Here is a 16298-nt window from a genome sequence, read left to right on the forward strand (position 1 = left end):
GTTCTGAGGGGGGTGCGGCGCAGTAATGCGCCGCACCTACCCGACCACTTCGCCTGTAGGGTCTCGCCGCTCGTGACATGTCGATCTTGCGTGACCTGGGCGTTCTTGGCTGTCTCACGGCCTTGTCACTCATGATCAGTCTCAAATCCGTGGCAATTCCTCGCGAGGGCGAGGTCGAGATCAGGCGGCTTGTCCGAGTCGGCCGAGTACACCACGCTGAGCCCCGAGCACGAGGACTACATGTGAGCTCAGATCGCGCACCGATGAGTTTCCCGCGCCGCGCCGGTCTGTACGCGTGAGACCGACTCACGGAAGGCTGGCGCCATGCGGAAACTGATCTACGGCATGAACCTGACCCTGGACGGCTACATCGCCGCGCCCGGCGACGACATCGGCTGGGGAGTGCCGAGCGACGAGTTGTTCCAGTTCTGGTCCGACCAGTTACAGGCGACCGACCTGACGCTGTACGGGCGCAAGCTGTGGCAGACGATGAGCTCCCACTGGCCGACCGGCGACCAGCAGCCCAACGCCACCCCGGCGGAGATCGAGTTCGCGCGCCGCTGGCGGGACATGTCGAAGGTGGTGTTCTCCTCGACGATCGACAAGGTCGACTGGAACACCCGCCTGGTCACCGGCGACGCGGTCGCCGAGATCACCCGGCTCAAGGCCGAGGACGGCGGCCCGATGGACATCGGCGGCGCGACGCTCGCCGGGGCGGCCATGCGGTCCGGGCTGATTGACGAGTACGTGCTGGCCACCGCGCCGGTCCTGGTGGGCGGCGGCACGCCGTTCTTCACTGCGCTGGACAACTGGGTGAACCTGAACCTGGTGGAGACGCGGACGCTTCCCTGCGGCGTGATCCTGACCAGGTACGAGACGAGGCGCTGAGCAGCAGCACCTGTCCGTTCTCATCCATCGTGTCAGGGAGCCATGTCGGTGAGCTGCGCACTGACACTGCCTTGACGGGCCAGCGATCCGGCTGGGGATCAATGGGCTTGGCCGTCACGGGGTCAATGTCCCAATGGTCTTGTCAGCTCCGGTGAGCGCCGACCAGGCAAGTGACAGAACCACAGAGAGCCCGCGCGGTGGAATCTCATCGATCTTGTAAGTTTCCCGAGCCGACACCGCCTCATCGGAACGTGGCCTGGCCGCCGAACGGGCGCTCCAACGCCGAGATCTCCGAGTTCGACATGACCCTGCTGGTGGTGGAAAGGAACCTCGACCTGTTCCGGCACCACTTCAACCGCGATGACACGGCCGGGGACGTCACGAGCCTCGTCCTTGCCTCGAAGCCGTCCCGGCTCGTCGACCTGATCCGGACGGCCGAGTTCGACCTCGAACAGGCCCTGACGGTCGCCCGGCAGCGGCAGTTCTCCCTGGCAAGCCCCTTCGAGGGTCTGGGAATCCCGTAGGGAGAGGCCACCTCACGAAGGCAGCCCCGGACTATGTGTCCGGGGCTGCCTTCTCTGGTCTGGCTACTACGCGGGCGGCAGGTTGCTGATCTGGTCCTGCAGCCGGACGATGTCCCCTTCGGCCTTCGTCAGTCGGGTGCGGATCTTCTCGACCACGTTGTCCGGGGCCTTCGCCAGGAACGCCTCGTTACCGAGCTTGGCCTTCGCTTGGGCCTTCTCCTTCTCGGCCGCAGCGAGGTCCTTGGCCAGCCGCTTGCGTTCGGCCGCGACGTCGATCGTGCCGGACAGGTCGAGCGCGACCGTGGCGCCGGCGACCGGGAGGGTCGCCGTGGCGCTGAAGCCGTCACCCTCAGGCTGGAGCCGGAGCAGCTGACGGATGGCGGCCTCGTGGGCAGCGAGCTGCGTACCCGCCAGGTCGAGGCGGGCGGGGACCTTCTGGCCGGGCTGGAGGCCCTGGTCCGAGCGGAAGCGGCGAACCTCGGTGATCACCTGCTGGAGGCTCTCGATCTCCGCCTCGGCCGCGGCATCGCGGAAGCCGCTGTCCGCCGGCCAGTCGGCGATCACGACGGACTCTCGGCCGGTGAGCGTGGTCCACAGCGTCTCCGTCACGAACGGAACGATGGGATGCAGCAGGCGCAGCGTCACATCCAGGACCTCGCCCAGGACGCGCGCCGAGACCTTGGCCGCCTCACCGCTGGCCATGAACGTCGTCTTGGACAGCTCGACGTACCAGTCGAAGACCTCGTCCCACGCGAAGTGGTACAGGGCATCGGCGAGCTTCGCGAACTGGTAGTCGTCGTAATACGCGTCCGCCTCGGCCACGACGGTGTTCAACCGGGACAGGATCCAGCGGTCCGTGGCCGAGAGCTGCTCGGCCGGGGGCAGCTCGCCCTCGATCGTGGCGCCGTTCATCATCGCGAACCGCGTCGCGTTCCAGATCTTGTTGGCGAAGTTCCGGGACGCCTGGACCCAGTCCTCGCCGATCGGCACGTCGGTACCGGGGTTGGCGCCCCGCGCGAGCGTGAACCGCAGAGCATCGGAGCCGTACTTGTCCATCCAGTCCAGCGGATTGACCGTGTTGCCGAACGACTTCGACATCTTCTTGCCGTGCTCGTCACGGACCATGCCGTGGAACGCGATGGTATGGAAGGGGATCTCGCCGTCCATCGCGTACAGGCCGAACATCATCATCCGCGCGACCCAGAAGAACATCAGGTCATAGCCGGTGACCATGGCCGAGTTCGGATAGAACTTGGCCAAGTCCGCGGTCTTCTCGGGCCAGCCCAGCGTGGAGAAGGGCCACAGGCCGGACGAGAACCAGGTGTCGAGGACGTCGGTGTCCTGCTCCCAGCCCTCACCGGTCGGCGGCTGCTCGTCGGGGCCGACGCACACGGTCTCGCCGTTCGGGCCGTGCCAGACGGGGATGCGGTGGCCCCACCACAACTGCCGTGAGATGCACCAGTCGTTGAGGTTGTCGACCCAGTCGAAGTACCGCTGCGACAGGTCGGCGGGGTGGATGTCCACACGGCCGTCGCGGACCGCGTCCCCCGCGGCCTTGGCGAGCGTCTCGACCTTCACCCACCACTGCAGAGACAGCCGCGGCTCAAGGGTCGTCTTGCAGCGCGAGCAGTGGCCGACCGAGTGGACGTACGGCCGCTTCTCCGCGACGATCCGGCCGTCCGCCCGCAGCGCGGCGACGATCGCGGAACGCGCCTCGAATCGGTCCAGCCCCTCGAAAGGCCCGTGGACCGTGATGACACCGCGCTCGTCCATGACGGTCAGCGACTCCAGGCCGTGCCGCTGGCCGATGGCAAAGTCGTTGGGATCATGGGCGGGCGTGACCTTGACGGCACCGGTGCCGAACTCCGGGTCGACGTGCGTGTCGGCGACGACGGGGATCGTCCGGCCCGTCAGCGGCAGCTTGATGCGCTTGCCGACGAGGTGCTTGTAGCGCTCGTCGTCCGGGTGAACGGCCACAGCGGTGTCACCGAGCATGGTCTCCGCACGCGTGGTGGCGACGACGACCGCGTCGTCCCCCTCGCCGTACTTGATGGAGACAAGCTCACCGTCGTCGTCCTGGTAGTCGACCTCGATGTCCGAGATGGCCGTCAGACAGCGCGGACACCAGTTGATGATGCGCTCGGCGCGGTAGATCAGACCGTCGTCGAACATCTTCTTGAAGACGGTCTGGACGGCACGGGACAGGCCCTCGTCCATGGTGAAGCGGTCGCGGCTCCATGCGACGCCGTTGCCCAACCGTCGCATCTGACCGGCGATCTGGCCGCCGGACTCGGCCTTCCACTGCCAGACCCGCTCGACGAACGCCTCACGGCCCAGGTCGTGGCGGGACTTGCCTTCCTTGGCGAGCTCCCGCTCGACGACGTTCTGCGTCGCGATACCGGCGTGGTCCATGCCGGGCTGCCACAGCGTCTCGTAGCCCTGCATGCGCTTGCGGCGGGTGAGGGCATCGATCAGCGTGTGCTCGAAGGCGTGGCCCAGGTGCAGGGAGCCGGTGACGTTCGGCGGCGGGATGACGATGGTGTACGCGGGCTTTTCGCTCTTCGCGTCAGCCTCGAAGTAACCGCGCTCTACCCAGCGCTCGTACAGCGTCCCCTCTACCTCGGCCGGCGTGTACTGGGTCGGCAGTTCGGGGACGCTGTTCGGCCCGCTGGCGGGGCGCTGAGAGTTGTCGGTCACGACGGCCATTCTATGGGCCCGACGTCCCTGCACTTGCCTGGCTTTTCGCCTCAAGATCAGCAGGAGACAAGGCATGCGAAAGGCCGCACGGACACGATTCAAGTGTGACCAAGAACGCTCCCGTACGGCCACTCTCAGTTTACCGCCTTCGGGGCCGTCCTTCTGCAGGGTGGTGGCGACTCACATAGTTGGAGGAGCTCGTCGGCGGCTGCGGCTGCACGCTGTGATCCACTTGGTTCATGGGGCGGACGTGGTCGCCGCTGTTGTTCTCCTCGGCCGCTGACGCGCAGGACTGCTGGCGTGACCCCGGTCGTCAGGGCCGGGGCCCGAACGGGATCTGCGCGAGACGCTGCCGCACCTTTGGTCGAGCGGGAGCGTTGCCGGTGCTGAAGAACGTGATGTTGCCCGAGTCGCTGATGAGCTGGGGTGCGAAGTACTCAAGCCCAGGGTGTTTCCGTATCACGGGGCACATCGGTTCGTGTGGCAAGCGGTGGCCTTCCCCGCCTAGCGCACGACGTGCAGCGGCCGGTGGCGTCTCGTCGTCGCCCGTCTTCAGGCAGCTGCGTCACCCACCCTTCGCCTTTGCAGTCCTGACAGATGCTGCCCTTCGCAGGGCAGCTACAAGCTTCGGTGGTTTCGGCGACCTGTGACTTCATCGGGGGACGGTAGCCAACACGACTTGGTCAGAGGTGGCAGATCCGGAGAACGGTTATGACGATCTATGACAGAGGACAAAGTTGTCCGTTCTCACCCAAGCCAGCCGCCGTCTCATCGAAGCCAGTCGGCTGACCTGAAGGGCGGGCATCATGTTGCGTCCTCACAGGCTCCGCAGCAGACGGTCCCGCTCGTACGCGGCCTGTTCCTCCTCGCGCCGACGTGCGTACTCCGCCGAGCTCGCGACTTCTGAGGCGTCGAGGTGCACGAGATAGTCCCAGCGGCCCCGGTCGTAGCCGTCGGTGTTCTCCCAGGGCTCTGCGAGGCCGCGCAGCCGGTTCCAGTGACGCATCCGAGCCCGGAGGAGTTCGGGCGAGCCGTCGTCGTAGCGGAACGAGGCGCGCACCGGCTTGACTAGGTCCCGCAGGACACGCGCCAGAGCGGCCGCCGCGTTGTACGCGTCGCTGGAGAAGTGGTTCGCAGACCGCATCGCGTCGAACCGCGCGCTGAGGAAGGCTTCCAGTGCGTCGACGTCAGCTTTGGTGAGCGCGGCGGCATGGGTCAGCTCGCCAGCCGGGGCCGCGGACTCAGTGACGGTGCTCATCAATCCCCTATCGGAAGGACCGGCACGGACCGGCCGTCATTTCGCGATTGTCGCGTTGGGAGGTTATCCGACGCAATTGTCCGTGACTCGTGGAGCCTTCCGGGCAAGTCGGCGACGGACGTCCTCTGCTCGGCCGGACATCAATGACACGGCGGCTGACTTGAGTTGTGGGATCTCAGAGCGCTCGGCATGCACCAATGCTGTGACCTGCCGATCTCTGCTCTGTCTCGTACCGATGGCCATGCTTCTGTCTCAGGAGCCTGGCCATTTCCTAGGGTTCTGACACGGGAATTGTGGCGGGCGTCCGGTGCGTCCTCTGGGAACCGTGGGCGAGCGGTCGTGGGTATGCTGCGGTGGGGTTGGTCAAGACATGGGGGCGCTGTTCGGCCGGGCGAGCAGGTGGCTGTTCGCGGATCCGGCACGCGGGAGTCGTCCCCGTGTGCGACGCGGGCAGCCGTTCATCGGTTCATCGCCATGATGGGGGGCGTTCGGCTCGTCGCCGAAGCGCCTCGGGGACTTTCAGCCGCTACCCGCTTCCCTATCCTTGTGAGGCATAAGGATCACGTGTGTGAGCCTCCGGTCGCGTCGCAGTAGGGTCACGATGCACACCAGCACATCCTCGGGGGGAGACGTGGCCGCGAAGAACATCCAACCCATCGAGACCCGCTACAAGGGATACCGGTTTCGCTCCCGCCTCGAAGCACGGTGGGCGGTCTTCATGGACCAGCTCGGCATCCCATGGGACTACGAACCCCAGGGCTACATCGTTGACGGTCAGCCATATCTGCCCGACTTCCTCGTCCGACCAGACGATAAAGAAGGCGCGTTCTGGCTGGAAATCAAAGGCAGCTATCCCAGTGAAGAAGAACTTCTGAAGGCGCGGGGCCTGGCCGAAGGTACAGGGATACGGGCCTTCGTCTACTGGGCCAAACTGGAGCCCCCGGCCCCAGACCTGAGCCGTCTGTCCATGGCTGAGTACGTCGGGCCGCACGAACTCGACTACACCTGGACAAATGATCAGGGGTGGGATGAGGGCCCCGCTGGGCCTGACTCTTGGGAAGCCAGCCTGAAGCCCACAGCGTTCCTCTTCGGCCCGCAGCGTGCCAGGCAAAAGAAGAGCGGGTTCCTTTGGTGGGCGGAGTGCACCGCATGCGGATACATCAAGATCTCAACCAAGGGGCAGAGGTCGTGGTGCCCCAAGTTTGGCGACCTGCCCCTCGAAGAGATCGAACGCCGATATGGCCCGCTGTACCCCTGCTTCGGCCACCGGACCCCACGCATCCTGGCCGCCTACGCCGCCGCACGCTCCGCCCGATTCGAACACGGTGAAAGCGGCGCGCCTGACGAGTAGTCAAGGATGGGTGGGTAAGGCCATGTGGAACGTACCGGCGCAGGTCCTCAGGCAAGACCCAGGCGATCTCAACCACTTCCCGCAGCGAGGCCGCGCGTGCGCCACTTCCGTGGCGCGGCAAGCGATGTAGATGATGTGCCGTCCGGTGCCAGGGTGGGTGCGTTTCCCCTAGCTTGTTGGAGCGCCTCTACGGCAAGGGCGGTCTCCTCAGCGTCTCCCGCACTGCGGCTATTCCGGACTCTCGCCGGGTTCGATGGTGCCGCCGGGGAGTGCCCAAAGGAGGTCGACCTCGGCGACGGCGCGCCGGATCAGCAGTAACCGGCCGGCCCGGTCTCTGATTCGTGGCCAATTGGCCGCCGGGTGGCCATCGGTCGTGCGATCCGGCCACGGAATCTGAGATCCCAGTGCGACGCGAGGTCGCAACCAACTAGTGGCCGGCCGCGAAGGAGAGGAGAAGCCGGCCCTGGCCAGTGACCGAAGGCCAGTCCCCACCTCTGGGTGCGCTGCCGGTAACGGCGGGGTGCTAAGCCAGGGGGGTCAAGCCCAAGAGCGAGCGGAGCCATCGCAAGCAACAGGTGAAGGGGAATCCCTGAAGGACGAACGGAAGTGAACCCTCATAATTAAGGCTCGTTACAGATACACCGCGTCTATGGCCAGGAAATCGGCGGTGGAAATCCCTGACGTTGGAATCGCGTCACACGGCACTGTCCCACTTGGGTGGGGACACGAGCGAACCAGCTCGCGTGTAGGTCACCGTGGGGATCGGGTCAGAGAGGGCGTCCTCCCAGGGAGTAACTAGTAGTTGCGGAACGCGGAAACCCCGTGTGGGTCCGGCCTTGTCGTCGGTAAGCCAGAGGTAACGATGGCTCAAATCCCCCACGGGAACAGGAAAGTCCAAGAAGCGAAAGCCGCTGGGGTGAAAGCCCAGGGGAAAGGCCGGACACAGGGAACTCTCTCCCTCCGGCTATAACCCGGCGGATACCGGGCAAATGCTCGGCACGGAAACGTGCGCAGACGTGGACTTGGTAGGCCATGTAGTGAACGCGGGCAAAATCCCGCACCCTTGATGCAAGTTAGACGGAGGGGCAAGGCAATGGTCATGGTGGACAGCGCTACGGCCCTGACGAACGGAGTCGGGGACAGCGACTTCTGGCACAGCATCGACTGGGGCCAAGAAGAGGGCGCTGTAAGGAAATTGCGCCAGAGGATCTACAAGGCATCGCGAGACGGAAACCTGAAGCAGGTACGTAACCTGCAAAAGCTCATGCTGCGGTCACGGGCTAACACGCTCACGAGCGTCCGGCGCGTAACGCAGCGGAGCACCGGAAAGAAGACAGCAGGAATCGACGGACAGACGGCACTTACCCCGGAACGTCGGGGCAAGTTAGCCAGGACGCTACTGGCCGAGCCTGTGTCCGCAGCCAAGCCTGTCAAACGTGTATACATCCCTAAAGCCAACGGAAAGAAGCGGCCTCTTGGTATCCCGGTCATCGTTGACCGGGTGCAGCAGGCCAGGGCGAAAAATGCCCTGGAGCCGGAGTGGGAAGCACGATTCGAGGCCCGAAGCTACGGCTTCCGTCCCGGTCGTGGCTGCCACGACGCCATCGACAGCATCTTCAAGATTGCCTCCCTGAAGCGGGCGAAAAGATTGTGGGTGTTGGACGCGGACCTGTCGGCCGCCTTCGATCGCATCAACCACGACGTACTGATGGGCAGGTTGGGAAACTTCCCGGCCAGACAGCAGGTACGCGAGTGGTTGAAGGCAGGTGTTATGGAGCGAGGGACATACTCCCGCACGGAGGAAGGCACCCCACAAGGGGGAGTCATCAGCCCGTTGCTCTTAAACATTGCCCTGCATGGGATGGGAGACGCCATCGGAGCCAACTTACCCCGGAGCATGCGGGTAAAGATGGCAGGCGCTCCAGCCTTAGTTCGGTACGCCGACGACTTCGTGATCTTCTGTCGCACGGAGGACGAAGCATGGCAGCTCAAGGAAAAACTATCGGTATGGCTCTCCCCGAGAGGTCTGTCCTTTAACGATGAGAAGACCCGCGTGGTCCATGTCGACGAAGGATTCGACTTCTTGGGTTGCACCGTCCGGAAGTTCAACGGAAAGCTGATCATCACACCGAGCAAGGAAGCCGTACAACGACTGAAGGCAAAGTTGCGCACCATCGTCAAGGAGTCACAGGGAGGATCAGCCCAAAAGTTGATCACTCGCCTCAACCCCTTGATCCGAGGATGGGCAACGTACTACCAACCAGTCGTTTCCAAGAAGACCTTTGCCGACCTGGATAACTACATGTTCACGATCCTGCGGCGATGGGCCCTCAAGAGCCATCGCCGTAAATCCTGGGCATGGGTTGCTTACCACTACTGGGGGAAGCGCCAAACAGGTCGGAACGACAGATGGGTGTTCGGAACCTCAGAACGCCATCTGACCAAGTTCTCTTGGACGAAGATTGTTCGCCACACCATCGTCAAAGGGGACTCCTCCAAAGACGATGCGACACTGGCAAGCTACTGGGCCGCCAGATCCCGAAAGCGGCTGCCGCAGACAGAATCCAAAAGGATTCTGAACCTGGCAGCCCGCCAAAAGGGGCTATGCCCGGGGTGTGGCCTCGACTTGATCGAAGGCGCGGGGTACGACCCAGACGATGTCAACGACTGGGCGAAGTGGTTTACGGCGAACCTTCGGGGGATCCATATTCACCACAAGACGTACCGACGTGACGGAGGTACAGACGAAACCACCAATCTGGAGGTGCGGCACACGTTGTGTCATCAGCAACTCCATGCTGATGACCACCGGAAAGGAATCTAGATCGCGAGCCGCGGCCCGCTTGAGCCGGATGCGCTGTGAGGTGCACGTCCGGTTCTGAGGGGGGTGCGGCGCAGTAATGCGCCGCACCTACCCGACCATGAGTGAGAACGGACAGTTCGCCTGGGGCAGACAGGAAAGATCACGGAAGGACTGGCCAACGCTTCCGAAGCATGTCAACGTGGACGTCTTCCCGGAAAAGCTGCAGGTCAGAGAGGTGTCGCCAGTGACCGTGGAGGTTGCCCAGTCCGGGTTCGCTACGACCGTCCATGCCCTACGCCTGCGCTCCTGGAAACTCGGTCCAGGTCAGCCGGCGCTGGTGACCGACCAGTTCACCGATGCCGACTTCAAGCTGGTCGTGGACGATCGCGCCGATGTTCATGTGAACAGCATGGACGGCCGGTTCTACCTCGGCTGGTTCCCGACGGGCCGTCCAGGCACCGATGGTGAGGGATGGGTGATCGCGGTCACCGGCACTGCTAAGACCCGCGGGTACCGGATGTCGTTCGACATCGAGACCCCGGCGGACATCGTCGCCGCCGCCGTGGCGCAAGTCCTGGCCACATCCCAGCCGTGCTGATCGGCGTACAGCCATCGCTCCACGCCTAACGGGGCGCTCGTACGCACTGCATACCCTGCCCTGCCCGACCCTTGGGGCACCCGTGTGTCCGCTACCGCAAGGAGTACCACCGTGGATCAACCGCCCATCCCGGAGATTACCGTCGGCGAACTCATCGAGCTTCTGTCCGCCTGCGACCGCGACGCGCCGGCCCAACTCGCCATCAACCCTCTCTTCCCTATGGCCCACCGCATCGGCGCAGTGATCCCTTCGCGGGACGAGAACGGCACACCGCTGGTCTTCATCGCGGAGGCCAATGACGCCGAACAGATCGGCCATCTCCCGCCCGACGTCGCCGTCGCCCTCGCCTGGCATGAGCCGACCGAGGCTCCCGCCCGCCGCCGACGCAAGGCGACCGAGCCTGACAACGGCAGCTGAGCCACCCCCGAGCCCATGGAGGCGCCCCTGAACCCCTATCACCCCCTCGATCCTTCCCACCCCGATTCGCCAGACCCGGTGTACTGGGTCACCCCGCGCCATCTGGCCGGTGACGACGGCGCTCTCGCCGAGCGGATCTGCGACCTCCTGGCCGGCATGGGCTGGCGTATGTGGCCGACGTCCCGTCACACCCTGCTGTACGTGAGCCCGGATGAGCTGCGTGGAGCCGAGTGGATCCTGGCGGGCTATCCGTTCGAACTCGGCGGACTGCCCGTCGCCTGGCAACTCTCCGCCCGGACCCACTCCTTCAGCGCCATGACGGAATGGAACGCCTACTTCACCGCGGGCGTCCCGCACGAGGCGCTCGCCGACCTCCTCCTCGCGCTCGACGCCGGCGAGAGCCCCGACGCCGGATTCGACGAGCCGGAGACGGTCCTGACCGCGCTGGTCGCCCGGGGCTGGATACGGGACGTGGACCGCCCTCGCACGACGGTCACCGACCCCGGCTTCTCCTCCAGCGTGTCGCTGGAGGAGGTGCCGCCTCTGATCCAGGACGCGGACCCGCGCCCCGATCTTGCGGGCTGGCAGGCGTGGGCGGAACCCGTTCTGGGCGCCCCGTATCTGTGGTGCGCCAGCTTCAGCTCCAGCGTCCCCCACGACCTGGTCGCGGTCTTCGCCTCTTCGCTCGCCTCCTCGGCCCCCGTGCCACGGCGCACCCTGCCGGACGGCGCGGAGGGTCGCCTGACCGTCGTCCGCCGAAGCTGACGACGGCACCCTCCGCAGGCGCCCCTTTCAGGAAAGGTCACTTGACCCTGTCTGTTTCACCCATGTCCCCGGGACGCCGTGCGATCGCAGATGCCATCGCGGCGGCCGGACCGGGACGGCACTACCTGCACATTGTCCGACCAGTGATTGCCCGGGAGGTACTTGCCGAAGTCCTCTACCTGGGCGGCAACGGCCTGGCCCTCGGCCCTGTGAGCGCACAGCGGCTCGACCGCCTGGCCCACCTGGTGGATATGGCCTTGTCGGACACGACGAGTCGGTGCGGATCATCTGTGCTGTCGCTGGTCTCGGATGTGCCCACCGGCACGGGCCCGGTCCGCAAGGTAACCCGCTACGTCCTCGAAGACGGCCGGTGTACGGAGGCCGGGGAGCTGAACCGGCGCGAGTACGGCGCCTGCTCCGTGATCCTCGCCCGAATGGAAGCCGAACGAGCCGCCGAGGACGTACGGGTGCTTACCACTCTGCCCAGCCGCTTCCCGACCCTCTGACGACACCACCGTCGTCACCCCATCCCACGCCCGACTCCCGGAGGTCCGCTTGCCCCTGCCCTTGATCCGGCTCGCCATCAGTGCCACCACCGGCACGGCCCACCACGGTGTGCTGCTTGACTCCGAGCCCTTGACGGCCTGCGCCACGCACTCACCCGACTTGGCGCCGATCGCCCCGGACACTGCGCACTCCCTGTGCCAGAGCTGCACCCGGGCCCGTCTCATCCTCACTACGCCGCCGCACCCCGGCGGCGAACCCGAGACCCGGCCCGCCGCCGGCACAGGCAAGGGCGCTGCCGCGCATCTGCCGATCCCGGGCCACCTGATGGGCTACTGCGGCAAATCCCTCGATAGCCGCCGGAGCATGGCCCGACGGGTGTGCGCCAACTGCACCAGCTTGCGCGCTGCCCTCGACCGCTTCCGACAGCGTGCGGGTCAGCTCCTCTTGCCCGATGCCGACCCTTGCCATGGTGACGACACCTTGCTGTGGACTGCCAAGGGGAGAGTGAATCTGGTGACCGGGCACCGGCGCAACTCCGTCACGGGCCACGCCTACTGCGAGCGGCACCTCGCCGGCCCCAACCCTGGGGCCCCGAACGAATGCGCACCGTGCCGACGCCACTATCGGGAAGCCCAGGCCGGACGCCACGCCCACACCCTGCCCCACATGCAGACGCACGCTGCAGGCTGGGCGCAGCGCGCCCTCGATGTCTTCGATGCCCCTGCCTGCTCCCTGCGCTCCGGGGACGCCTACACCCTCTCCGGCTGCTCCCAGACTCACTTCGTGGTCGCCATGACCGACCGTGCCGGTGAGAGCCACACCGACGTCCTCCTCTACCTCCCCGCCGCGGAACGCGTCACCGACGTCCGCGTACGCAGGGACCGTCTGGTCACCATCCAGCGGCCACGGCCCGGGGCCGTGCCGAACCCGCCTGCCTCATAGGCGAATTCCGCTGTCCGCCGTTCAACCGTCGTGCTCGGCAGGCCTATTCGGCCTGCCGGGCTTTTGCGTATCGGGGACCTGCGGGGCACGCTGAATGAAGCGGGCGACGCCCTCACCGGCGGCGATGTGGATGTGCAGGTGACGGTTGTGCTGCTCGTCGCCGATGCTGGTGATCGCCTGACACCCGCCGTGGCGGTCGATGACCTCCGCCGCCACGGTCTGCTGCACCGCAAGGAGCTTCACGGCGGTGTCCGCGTCGAGCTCCAGCAGCGAGCGGACGTGCTGTTTGGGGATGACGATGATGTGCTCGGCGCCGAATCCCGGCACGGGAGGGCGGAAGGCCAGCACGTCATCCGTCTCGCACACCACGTCCACAGCGATATGCCCGGGCAGAACCTGCGAGCAGTACCAGTCCAGTCCGTCTGCCATGACCTGCACCGTAGAGCCGTCACGGCGGCGCCGCGAGCACCGGATACGACACTGCCCTCTGCGGAAGACAGAGGGCACTGCGGGTGGAAGGTGGTCAGCGTGCGGACTGGGCCTTGTCGAGCGCCTTCTTCAGGTTGGCGTCCACGAGCCCCGGCGAGCCGGAGACGATCACCACAACGGTGCCCGAGCGGAGTGCCGTCTGCTTGACGATGCTGCGCTGCCCGCCAGCGGAGAACGTGAGCAGCTGGCTCCACTGCTCGTCGCCCAGTGCCGGCGCGGCCGTCTCCTGGGTGCGCATGTCGATGGCCGTACTGCCCGACAGCACCTGATAGGCGGGGCATGACACCATCGCGTCGAAGATCTCGCCGATGCCCTTCGACAGCTTCGCCGCGGTGTCGCTGTAGAGCTCCTCGCTCAACTCGGAGCCCGTGGCGCCAGCGTAGGTGAAGGACGCCTTCGCCTTGCGCGGGAAGGCGAGGCTCGTGCCGGTGGCGGTGTCGCCGCCGAGCTTTTCCAGCGCCGGGCAGCCGATCACGGTGACGTCGTCGTGTGCCGCAGGCCGCTGCGGCACACGGGTGTAGTCCTCGCCCAGGTCGCTCTCGTCGAGGAGCCGCTTGTCCAGTGCGGCCGAGGACAACGGCGCGGGCGCGGAGACGCTCGTGCCGTCCTGCCCTGCTGGGGAGTGGGCCGAGTGCGCCGGGCTGGTGGAGCAGCTCGCCACGGTCAGGACGGCGAGGGCGCTGAGGCTGAGGACGGTCGTGGTGGGAAGGCGCATGCGAAAACCCCTAAGTGGCCTGCGAACGGTCTGACTGGGTCGGCCCTCCGGGCGCCGACGTACGCGGGAATAAGGGGGTTGGGGTTTCGCGGGCTTTAGTGGCCGAGGTGGCGCAGGCCCTCTTCGAGGGTGGGGTGGAAGTGGTCCACCGGACCGGAGTTGCGGTTGTACCAGGCCGGGTCTAGCTCGGGCTCCTTCGTCTCGTGTCCGGCGCGGCAGCGCAGCCAGATCGAGTCGTCGCGCATGCTGAAGATGATCCAGTCCCGGTACGCGCCGCACTGCGGGCAGGCACGGACCTCGCCGTCGATTACGAGCGGACGCTGCCAGCGCATCATCAGCCCCGCCACCTCCGTCCGCGACGGCACCCGCAGGTCCGGCGGCAGGAAGTCGGGCACCACCGTCTCGGCGGCCGGGGCAGGCGCGGGCGGCTCGAAGGACTGAACGGCTTCCAGCAGCGCTTGGCCCGCCTGCTGGGCCTCACGGAACTCACGGTCGGCACGACCACGTTGGAATCCGAACACCCGGTGCCCTTCTTTCGTCTGACAGGCCACAGCGAGAGTGCCTTATACGCCTGACCTGCTTCAACTCTCAGACTCCGTAATCAGCGGGCCTTGCCCGGCCCCTCGCTGCGGCTCGCCCTGGGCGTCGTCCGCCGCGGGGAGCTGGTCGAGGCGCTGCTGGTGTGGTCGGGCATCGTCGAGGCGTCGGCGGGCAGGCCGGCCGTGCGGCGCAGCCGCCACACCAGGACGTCGCTGACCGAGTCGGCAGTGTCCAGTTCCCGCCGCTCGGCGGCCTCGGTCAGGAGCGCGGCCGGGTCGTGGCCGGCGTTTTCGGCGTCGGCGAGGGTGGCCGCCAGCGCGTACCAGCCCGGCTCGGCCAGGATCTGCTCGGCCAGATGCGGCACGGTCGCCCGCAGGTAGGCGGCTTGCTTGTGCCGAAGAGGCTGCGACAGGCGTCGGCCGCGCTGGAACAGCACGCCCAGCGGAACCTCGGCCGCGGCTTGGTAGGCGACGCGCAGATACTCGGTGGCCTGGCGTGCGGCGGCGGCCTGCTGGGCATGCTGCTTCTTGTCATGCCAGTGAGCGGCGGCGGTGACCAGGAAGAACGCCATGTCGATCAGCATCGCCGTGGTCGCCCCGTCCTCTCCGCGGCCGAGCGCGGGGCCGCTGTAGACGAGGTCGCGGGCGGCCTGGCGGAGGGCGCGGTCGTGTCCGCGTTCGGCCTGGATGTGGGAGCGGGTGGCCCGCTCGAACGCGAAGGCCGCCTCGCGCAGTTGGGCACGGGTGTGTGCGGCGGAGGTCTGGGCGAGCGCGTCCAGGACTTCCCCGGCTGCCGCGATCTGCGCCGCCACGAGCGTGTCCTCACCGCCATCGATGACCAGCACCGCCTGCCACGCCGCCGCAGCGGCCCGGCGGCGTGCCGTGGCCGGTCCGCTCGGCGCGGGAGCTGCGGTGGTCGGGTCAGACAGGCCGTCGGCGTTCTGGGGTGGGGCATCGGACGACCAGCGTTTGCGGATGCGGGGCAGGGAGAGGTCGGGGGAGAGGGTGGAGCCCGCGTAGTAGACCGGTTCCTTGTTCCCGTTGCGGTCATCGGGGAGGGCGACCTTGTATCCGAGCAGGTCGCCGGAGGGCGCGACGCGTTTGCGGATCAGCACGCCGGCGGCGGTCAGCCGCTCGAAGAACTCCTTCTCGCTGGTGGCGCCGGCGACCGCGCGGCGCACGGTTTCCCTCAACTCCTCGCGGGAGGCACGGTCCTTGCCCTGGCGTTCGGCCTTGTGGCGTTCGGCGCTGGTGGGGCGCTTGGCGGCGGTGCCGTCCCCCTTGTTGAGGCGGCGCAGTCCTAGCTCGGCCTCCAGAAGGCGGGCCTCGGCCTGGACGCGGGCGGCGTCGTGGTCGAGGTCGGGCTTGTAGCCGTCTTCGCGCACCAGGGTGGCGATGATGTGGATGTGGTCGTCGGCGTGCCGTACGGCCGCCCACCGGCAGCCCGCGCCCTGGGCGGGGTCGTCGATGCCGGCGGCGGCAACCATGCGGCGGGCGATGTCGCCCCACTGCTCGTCGCTGAGCAGGGGGTCTTCGGGGGCGTTACGGACGGACAGGTGCCACACGTGCTTCTTCGGCCGGTCGTCCTGGTCGATGGCGTCCAGGGGCTGGTCCAGCAGCCGCTGCAGATCCTTGTACGTGGCCTGCGGATCGCGTCCGGGATCGGGGGCGTTGTTGTCCCAGGACGCCACGAGGTGCGGGTCGATGTGTTCTTCGTGGGTGCCCGGCCCGTACAAGTAATACAGCAGGCCGAAGGTCCGCTTCCCGCGGGCATGGATCTTGGGAACCATTCGGTGAGGCGACTT

The 16298-nt window shown here is 66.6% G+C and carries 16 protein-coding genes; 9 read left to right on the top strand and 7 right to left on the bottom strand.

Annotated features, from left to right (window positions below; all coding sequences use genetic code 11):
* Nucleotides 1–324 precede the first annotated feature (324 nt).
* Nucleotides 325–888, top strand: coding sequence for a dihydrofolate reductase family protein (locus AOJ26_RS10440; protein ID WP_053847951.1), 564 nt, complete (start codon nucleotides 325–327; stop codon nucleotides 886–888).
* Nucleotides 889–1139: 251 nt separating this feature from the next.
* A complete protein-coding gene (locus AOJ26_RS10445; protein WP_053847952.1) occupies nucleotides 1140–1412 on the top strand; it encodes a hypothetical protein in 273 nt (90 codons plus the stop codon).
* Between the two features lie 66 nt (nucleotides 1413–1478).
* Here the strand turns inward: AOJ26_RS10445 and AOJ26_RS10450 are convergent, their stop codons facing one another.
* Nucleotides 1479–4109, bottom strand: coding sequence for a valine--tRNA ligase (locus AOJ26_RS10450; RefSeq protein WP_053847997.1), 2631 nt, complete (start codon nucleotides 4107–4109; stop codon nucleotides 1479–1481).
* A gap of 817 nt (nucleotides 4110–4926) precedes the next feature.
* Nucleotides 4927–5367, bottom strand: coding sequence for a hypothetical protein (locus tag AOJ26_RS10455; protein ID WP_050399602.1), 441 nt, complete (start codon nucleotides 5365–5367; stop codon nucleotides 4927–4929).
* Between the two features lie 631 nt (nucleotides 5368–5998).
* On the opposite strand from AOJ26_RS10455, the gene AOJ26_RS10460 reads away from it, so the two are divergent.
* A complete protein-coding gene (locus AOJ26_RS10460) occupies nucleotides 5999–6718 on the top strand; it encodes a hypothetical protein (protein ID WP_143663499.1) in 720 nt (239 codons plus the stop codon).
* 228 nt (nucleotides 6719–6946) lie between these two features.
* Here the strand turns inward: AOJ26_RS10460 and AOJ26_RS44320 are convergent, their stop codons facing one another.
* A complete protein-coding gene (locus AOJ26_RS44320; protein WP_234358520.1) occupies nucleotides 6947–7210 on the bottom strand; it encodes an NUDIX hydrolase in 264 nt (87 codons plus the stop codon).
* Between the two features lie 601 nt (nucleotides 7211–7811).
* Here AOJ26_RS44320 and ltrA point away from each other — a divergent pair.
* The 6 genes from ltrA (at nucleotide 7812) to AOJ26_RS43450 (ending at nucleotide 12750) form a co-directional block, all read left to right on the top strand.
* A complete protein-coding gene (ltrA, locus tag AOJ26_RS41720) occupies nucleotides 7812–9542 on the top strand; it encodes a group II intron reverse transcriptase/maturase (protein ID WP_179200222.1) in 1731 nt (576 codons plus the stop codon).
* Nucleotides 9543–9765: 223 nt separating this feature from the next.
* Nucleotides 9766–10119, top strand: coding sequence for a DUF317 domain-containing protein (locus tag AOJ26_RS10465; RefSeq protein ID WP_046912687.1), 354 nt, complete (start codon nucleotides 9766–9768; stop codon nucleotides 10117–10119).
* A gap of 111 nt (nucleotides 10120–10230) precedes the next feature.
* On the top strand, nucleotides 10231–10536 hold the full coding sequence (locus AOJ26_RS10470) for a hypothetical protein (RefSeq protein ID WP_234358521.1): 306 nt from the start codon (nucleotides 10231–10233) through the stop codon (nucleotides 10534–10536).
* Between the two features lie 15 nt (nucleotides 10537–10551).
* Nucleotides 10552–11301, top strand: coding sequence for a DUF317 domain-containing protein (locus tag AOJ26_RS10475; protein WP_046912670.1), 750 nt, complete (start codon nucleotides 10552–10554; stop codon nucleotides 11299–11301).
* Nucleotides 11302–11363: 62 nt separating this feature from the next.
* Nucleotides 11364–11807 (top strand): hypothetical protein, encoded by a 444-nt coding sequence (locus AOJ26_RS10480; protein ID WP_143663500.1) that lies wholly within the window; start codon nucleotides 11364–11366, stop codon nucleotides 11805–11807.
* 667 nt (nucleotides 11808–12474) lie between these two features.
* On the top strand, nucleotides 12475–12750 hold the full coding sequence (locus AOJ26_RS43450) for a hypothetical protein (protein WP_143663501.1): 276 nt from the start codon (nucleotides 12475–12477) through the stop codon (nucleotides 12748–12750).
* 21 nt (nucleotides 12751–12771) lie between these two features.
* On the opposite strand, the gene AOJ26_RS10490 is transcribed toward AOJ26_RS43450, so the two are convergent.
* From AOJ26_RS10490 to AOJ26_RS10505, 4 genes are all read right to left on the bottom strand, one after another.
* Complete coding sequence (locus AOJ26_RS10490) at nucleotides 12772–13179, bottom strand: HIT family protein (RefSeq protein ID WP_143663502.1); 408 nt, start codon at nucleotides 13177–13179, stop codon at nucleotides 12772–12774.
* Nucleotides 13180–13273: 94 nt separating this feature from the next.
* A complete protein-coding gene (locus AOJ26_RS10495) occupies nucleotides 13274–13954 on the bottom strand; it encodes a hypothetical protein (RefSeq protein ID WP_053847957.1) in 681 nt (226 codons plus the stop codon).
* Between the two features lie 95 nt (nucleotides 13955–14049).
* Entirely contained in the window at nucleotides 14050–14475 is a 426-nt protein-coding gene (locus AOJ26_RS10500) for a hypothetical protein (protein WP_234358522.1), read from the bottom strand.
* An 80-nt stretch (nucleotides 14476–14555) separates the two neighbouring features.
* Nucleotides 14556–16283: a relaxase/mobilization nuclease domain-containing protein gene (locus AOJ26_RS10505; RefSeq protein ID WP_053847958.1), complete on the bottom strand. Its 1728-nt coding sequence runs from the start codon at nucleotides 16281–16283 to the stop codon at nucleotides 14556–14558.
* Nucleotides 16284–16298: the final 15 nt, after the last annotated feature.

The organism is Streptomyces sp. NRRL B-24085 (assembly GCF_001282115.1).
GTDB lineage: Bacteria > Actinomycetota > Actinomycetes > Streptomycetales > Streptomycetaceae > Streptomyces.

Bases quoted from the DNA above. Each gene is read 5' to 3' on its own strand.
- ltrA (WP_179200222.1), top strand. From the start codon at position 7,812: ATGGTCATGGTGGACAGCGCTACGGCCCTGACGAACGGAGTCGGGGAC.
- AOJ26_RS10455 (WP_050399602.1), bottom strand. From the start codon at position 5,367: ATGAGCACCGTCACTGAGTCCGCGGCCCCGGCTGGCGAGCTGACCCAT.
- AOJ26_RS10505 (WP_053847958.1), bottom strand. From the start codon at position 16,283: ATGGTTCCCAAGATCCATGCCCGCGGGAAGCGGACCTTCGGCCTGCTG.
- AOJ26_RS10440 (WP_053847951.1), top strand. From the start codon at position 325: ATGCGGAAACTGATCTACGGCATGAACCTGACCCTGGACGGCTACATC.
- AOJ26_RS43450 (WP_143663501.1), top strand. From the start codon at position 12,475: ATGCAGACGCACGCTGCAGGCTGGGCGCAGCGCGCCCTCGATGTCTTC.
- AOJ26_RS10475 (WP_046912670.1), top strand. From the start codon at position 10,552: ATGGAGGCGCCCCTGAACCCCTATCACCCCCTCGATCCTTCCCACCCC.
- AOJ26_RS10480 (WP_143663500.1), top strand. From the start codon at position 11,364: ATGTCCCCGGGACGCCGTGCGATCGCAGATGCCATCGCGGCGGCCGGA.
- AOJ26_RS10490 (WP_143663502.1), bottom strand. From the start codon at position 13,179: ATGGCAGACGGACTGGACTGGTACTGCTCGCAGGTTCTGCCCGGGCAT.
- AOJ26_RS10495 (WP_053847957.1), bottom strand. From the start codon at position 13,954: ATGCGCCTTCCCACCACGACCGTCCTCAGCCTCAGCGCCCTCGCCGTC.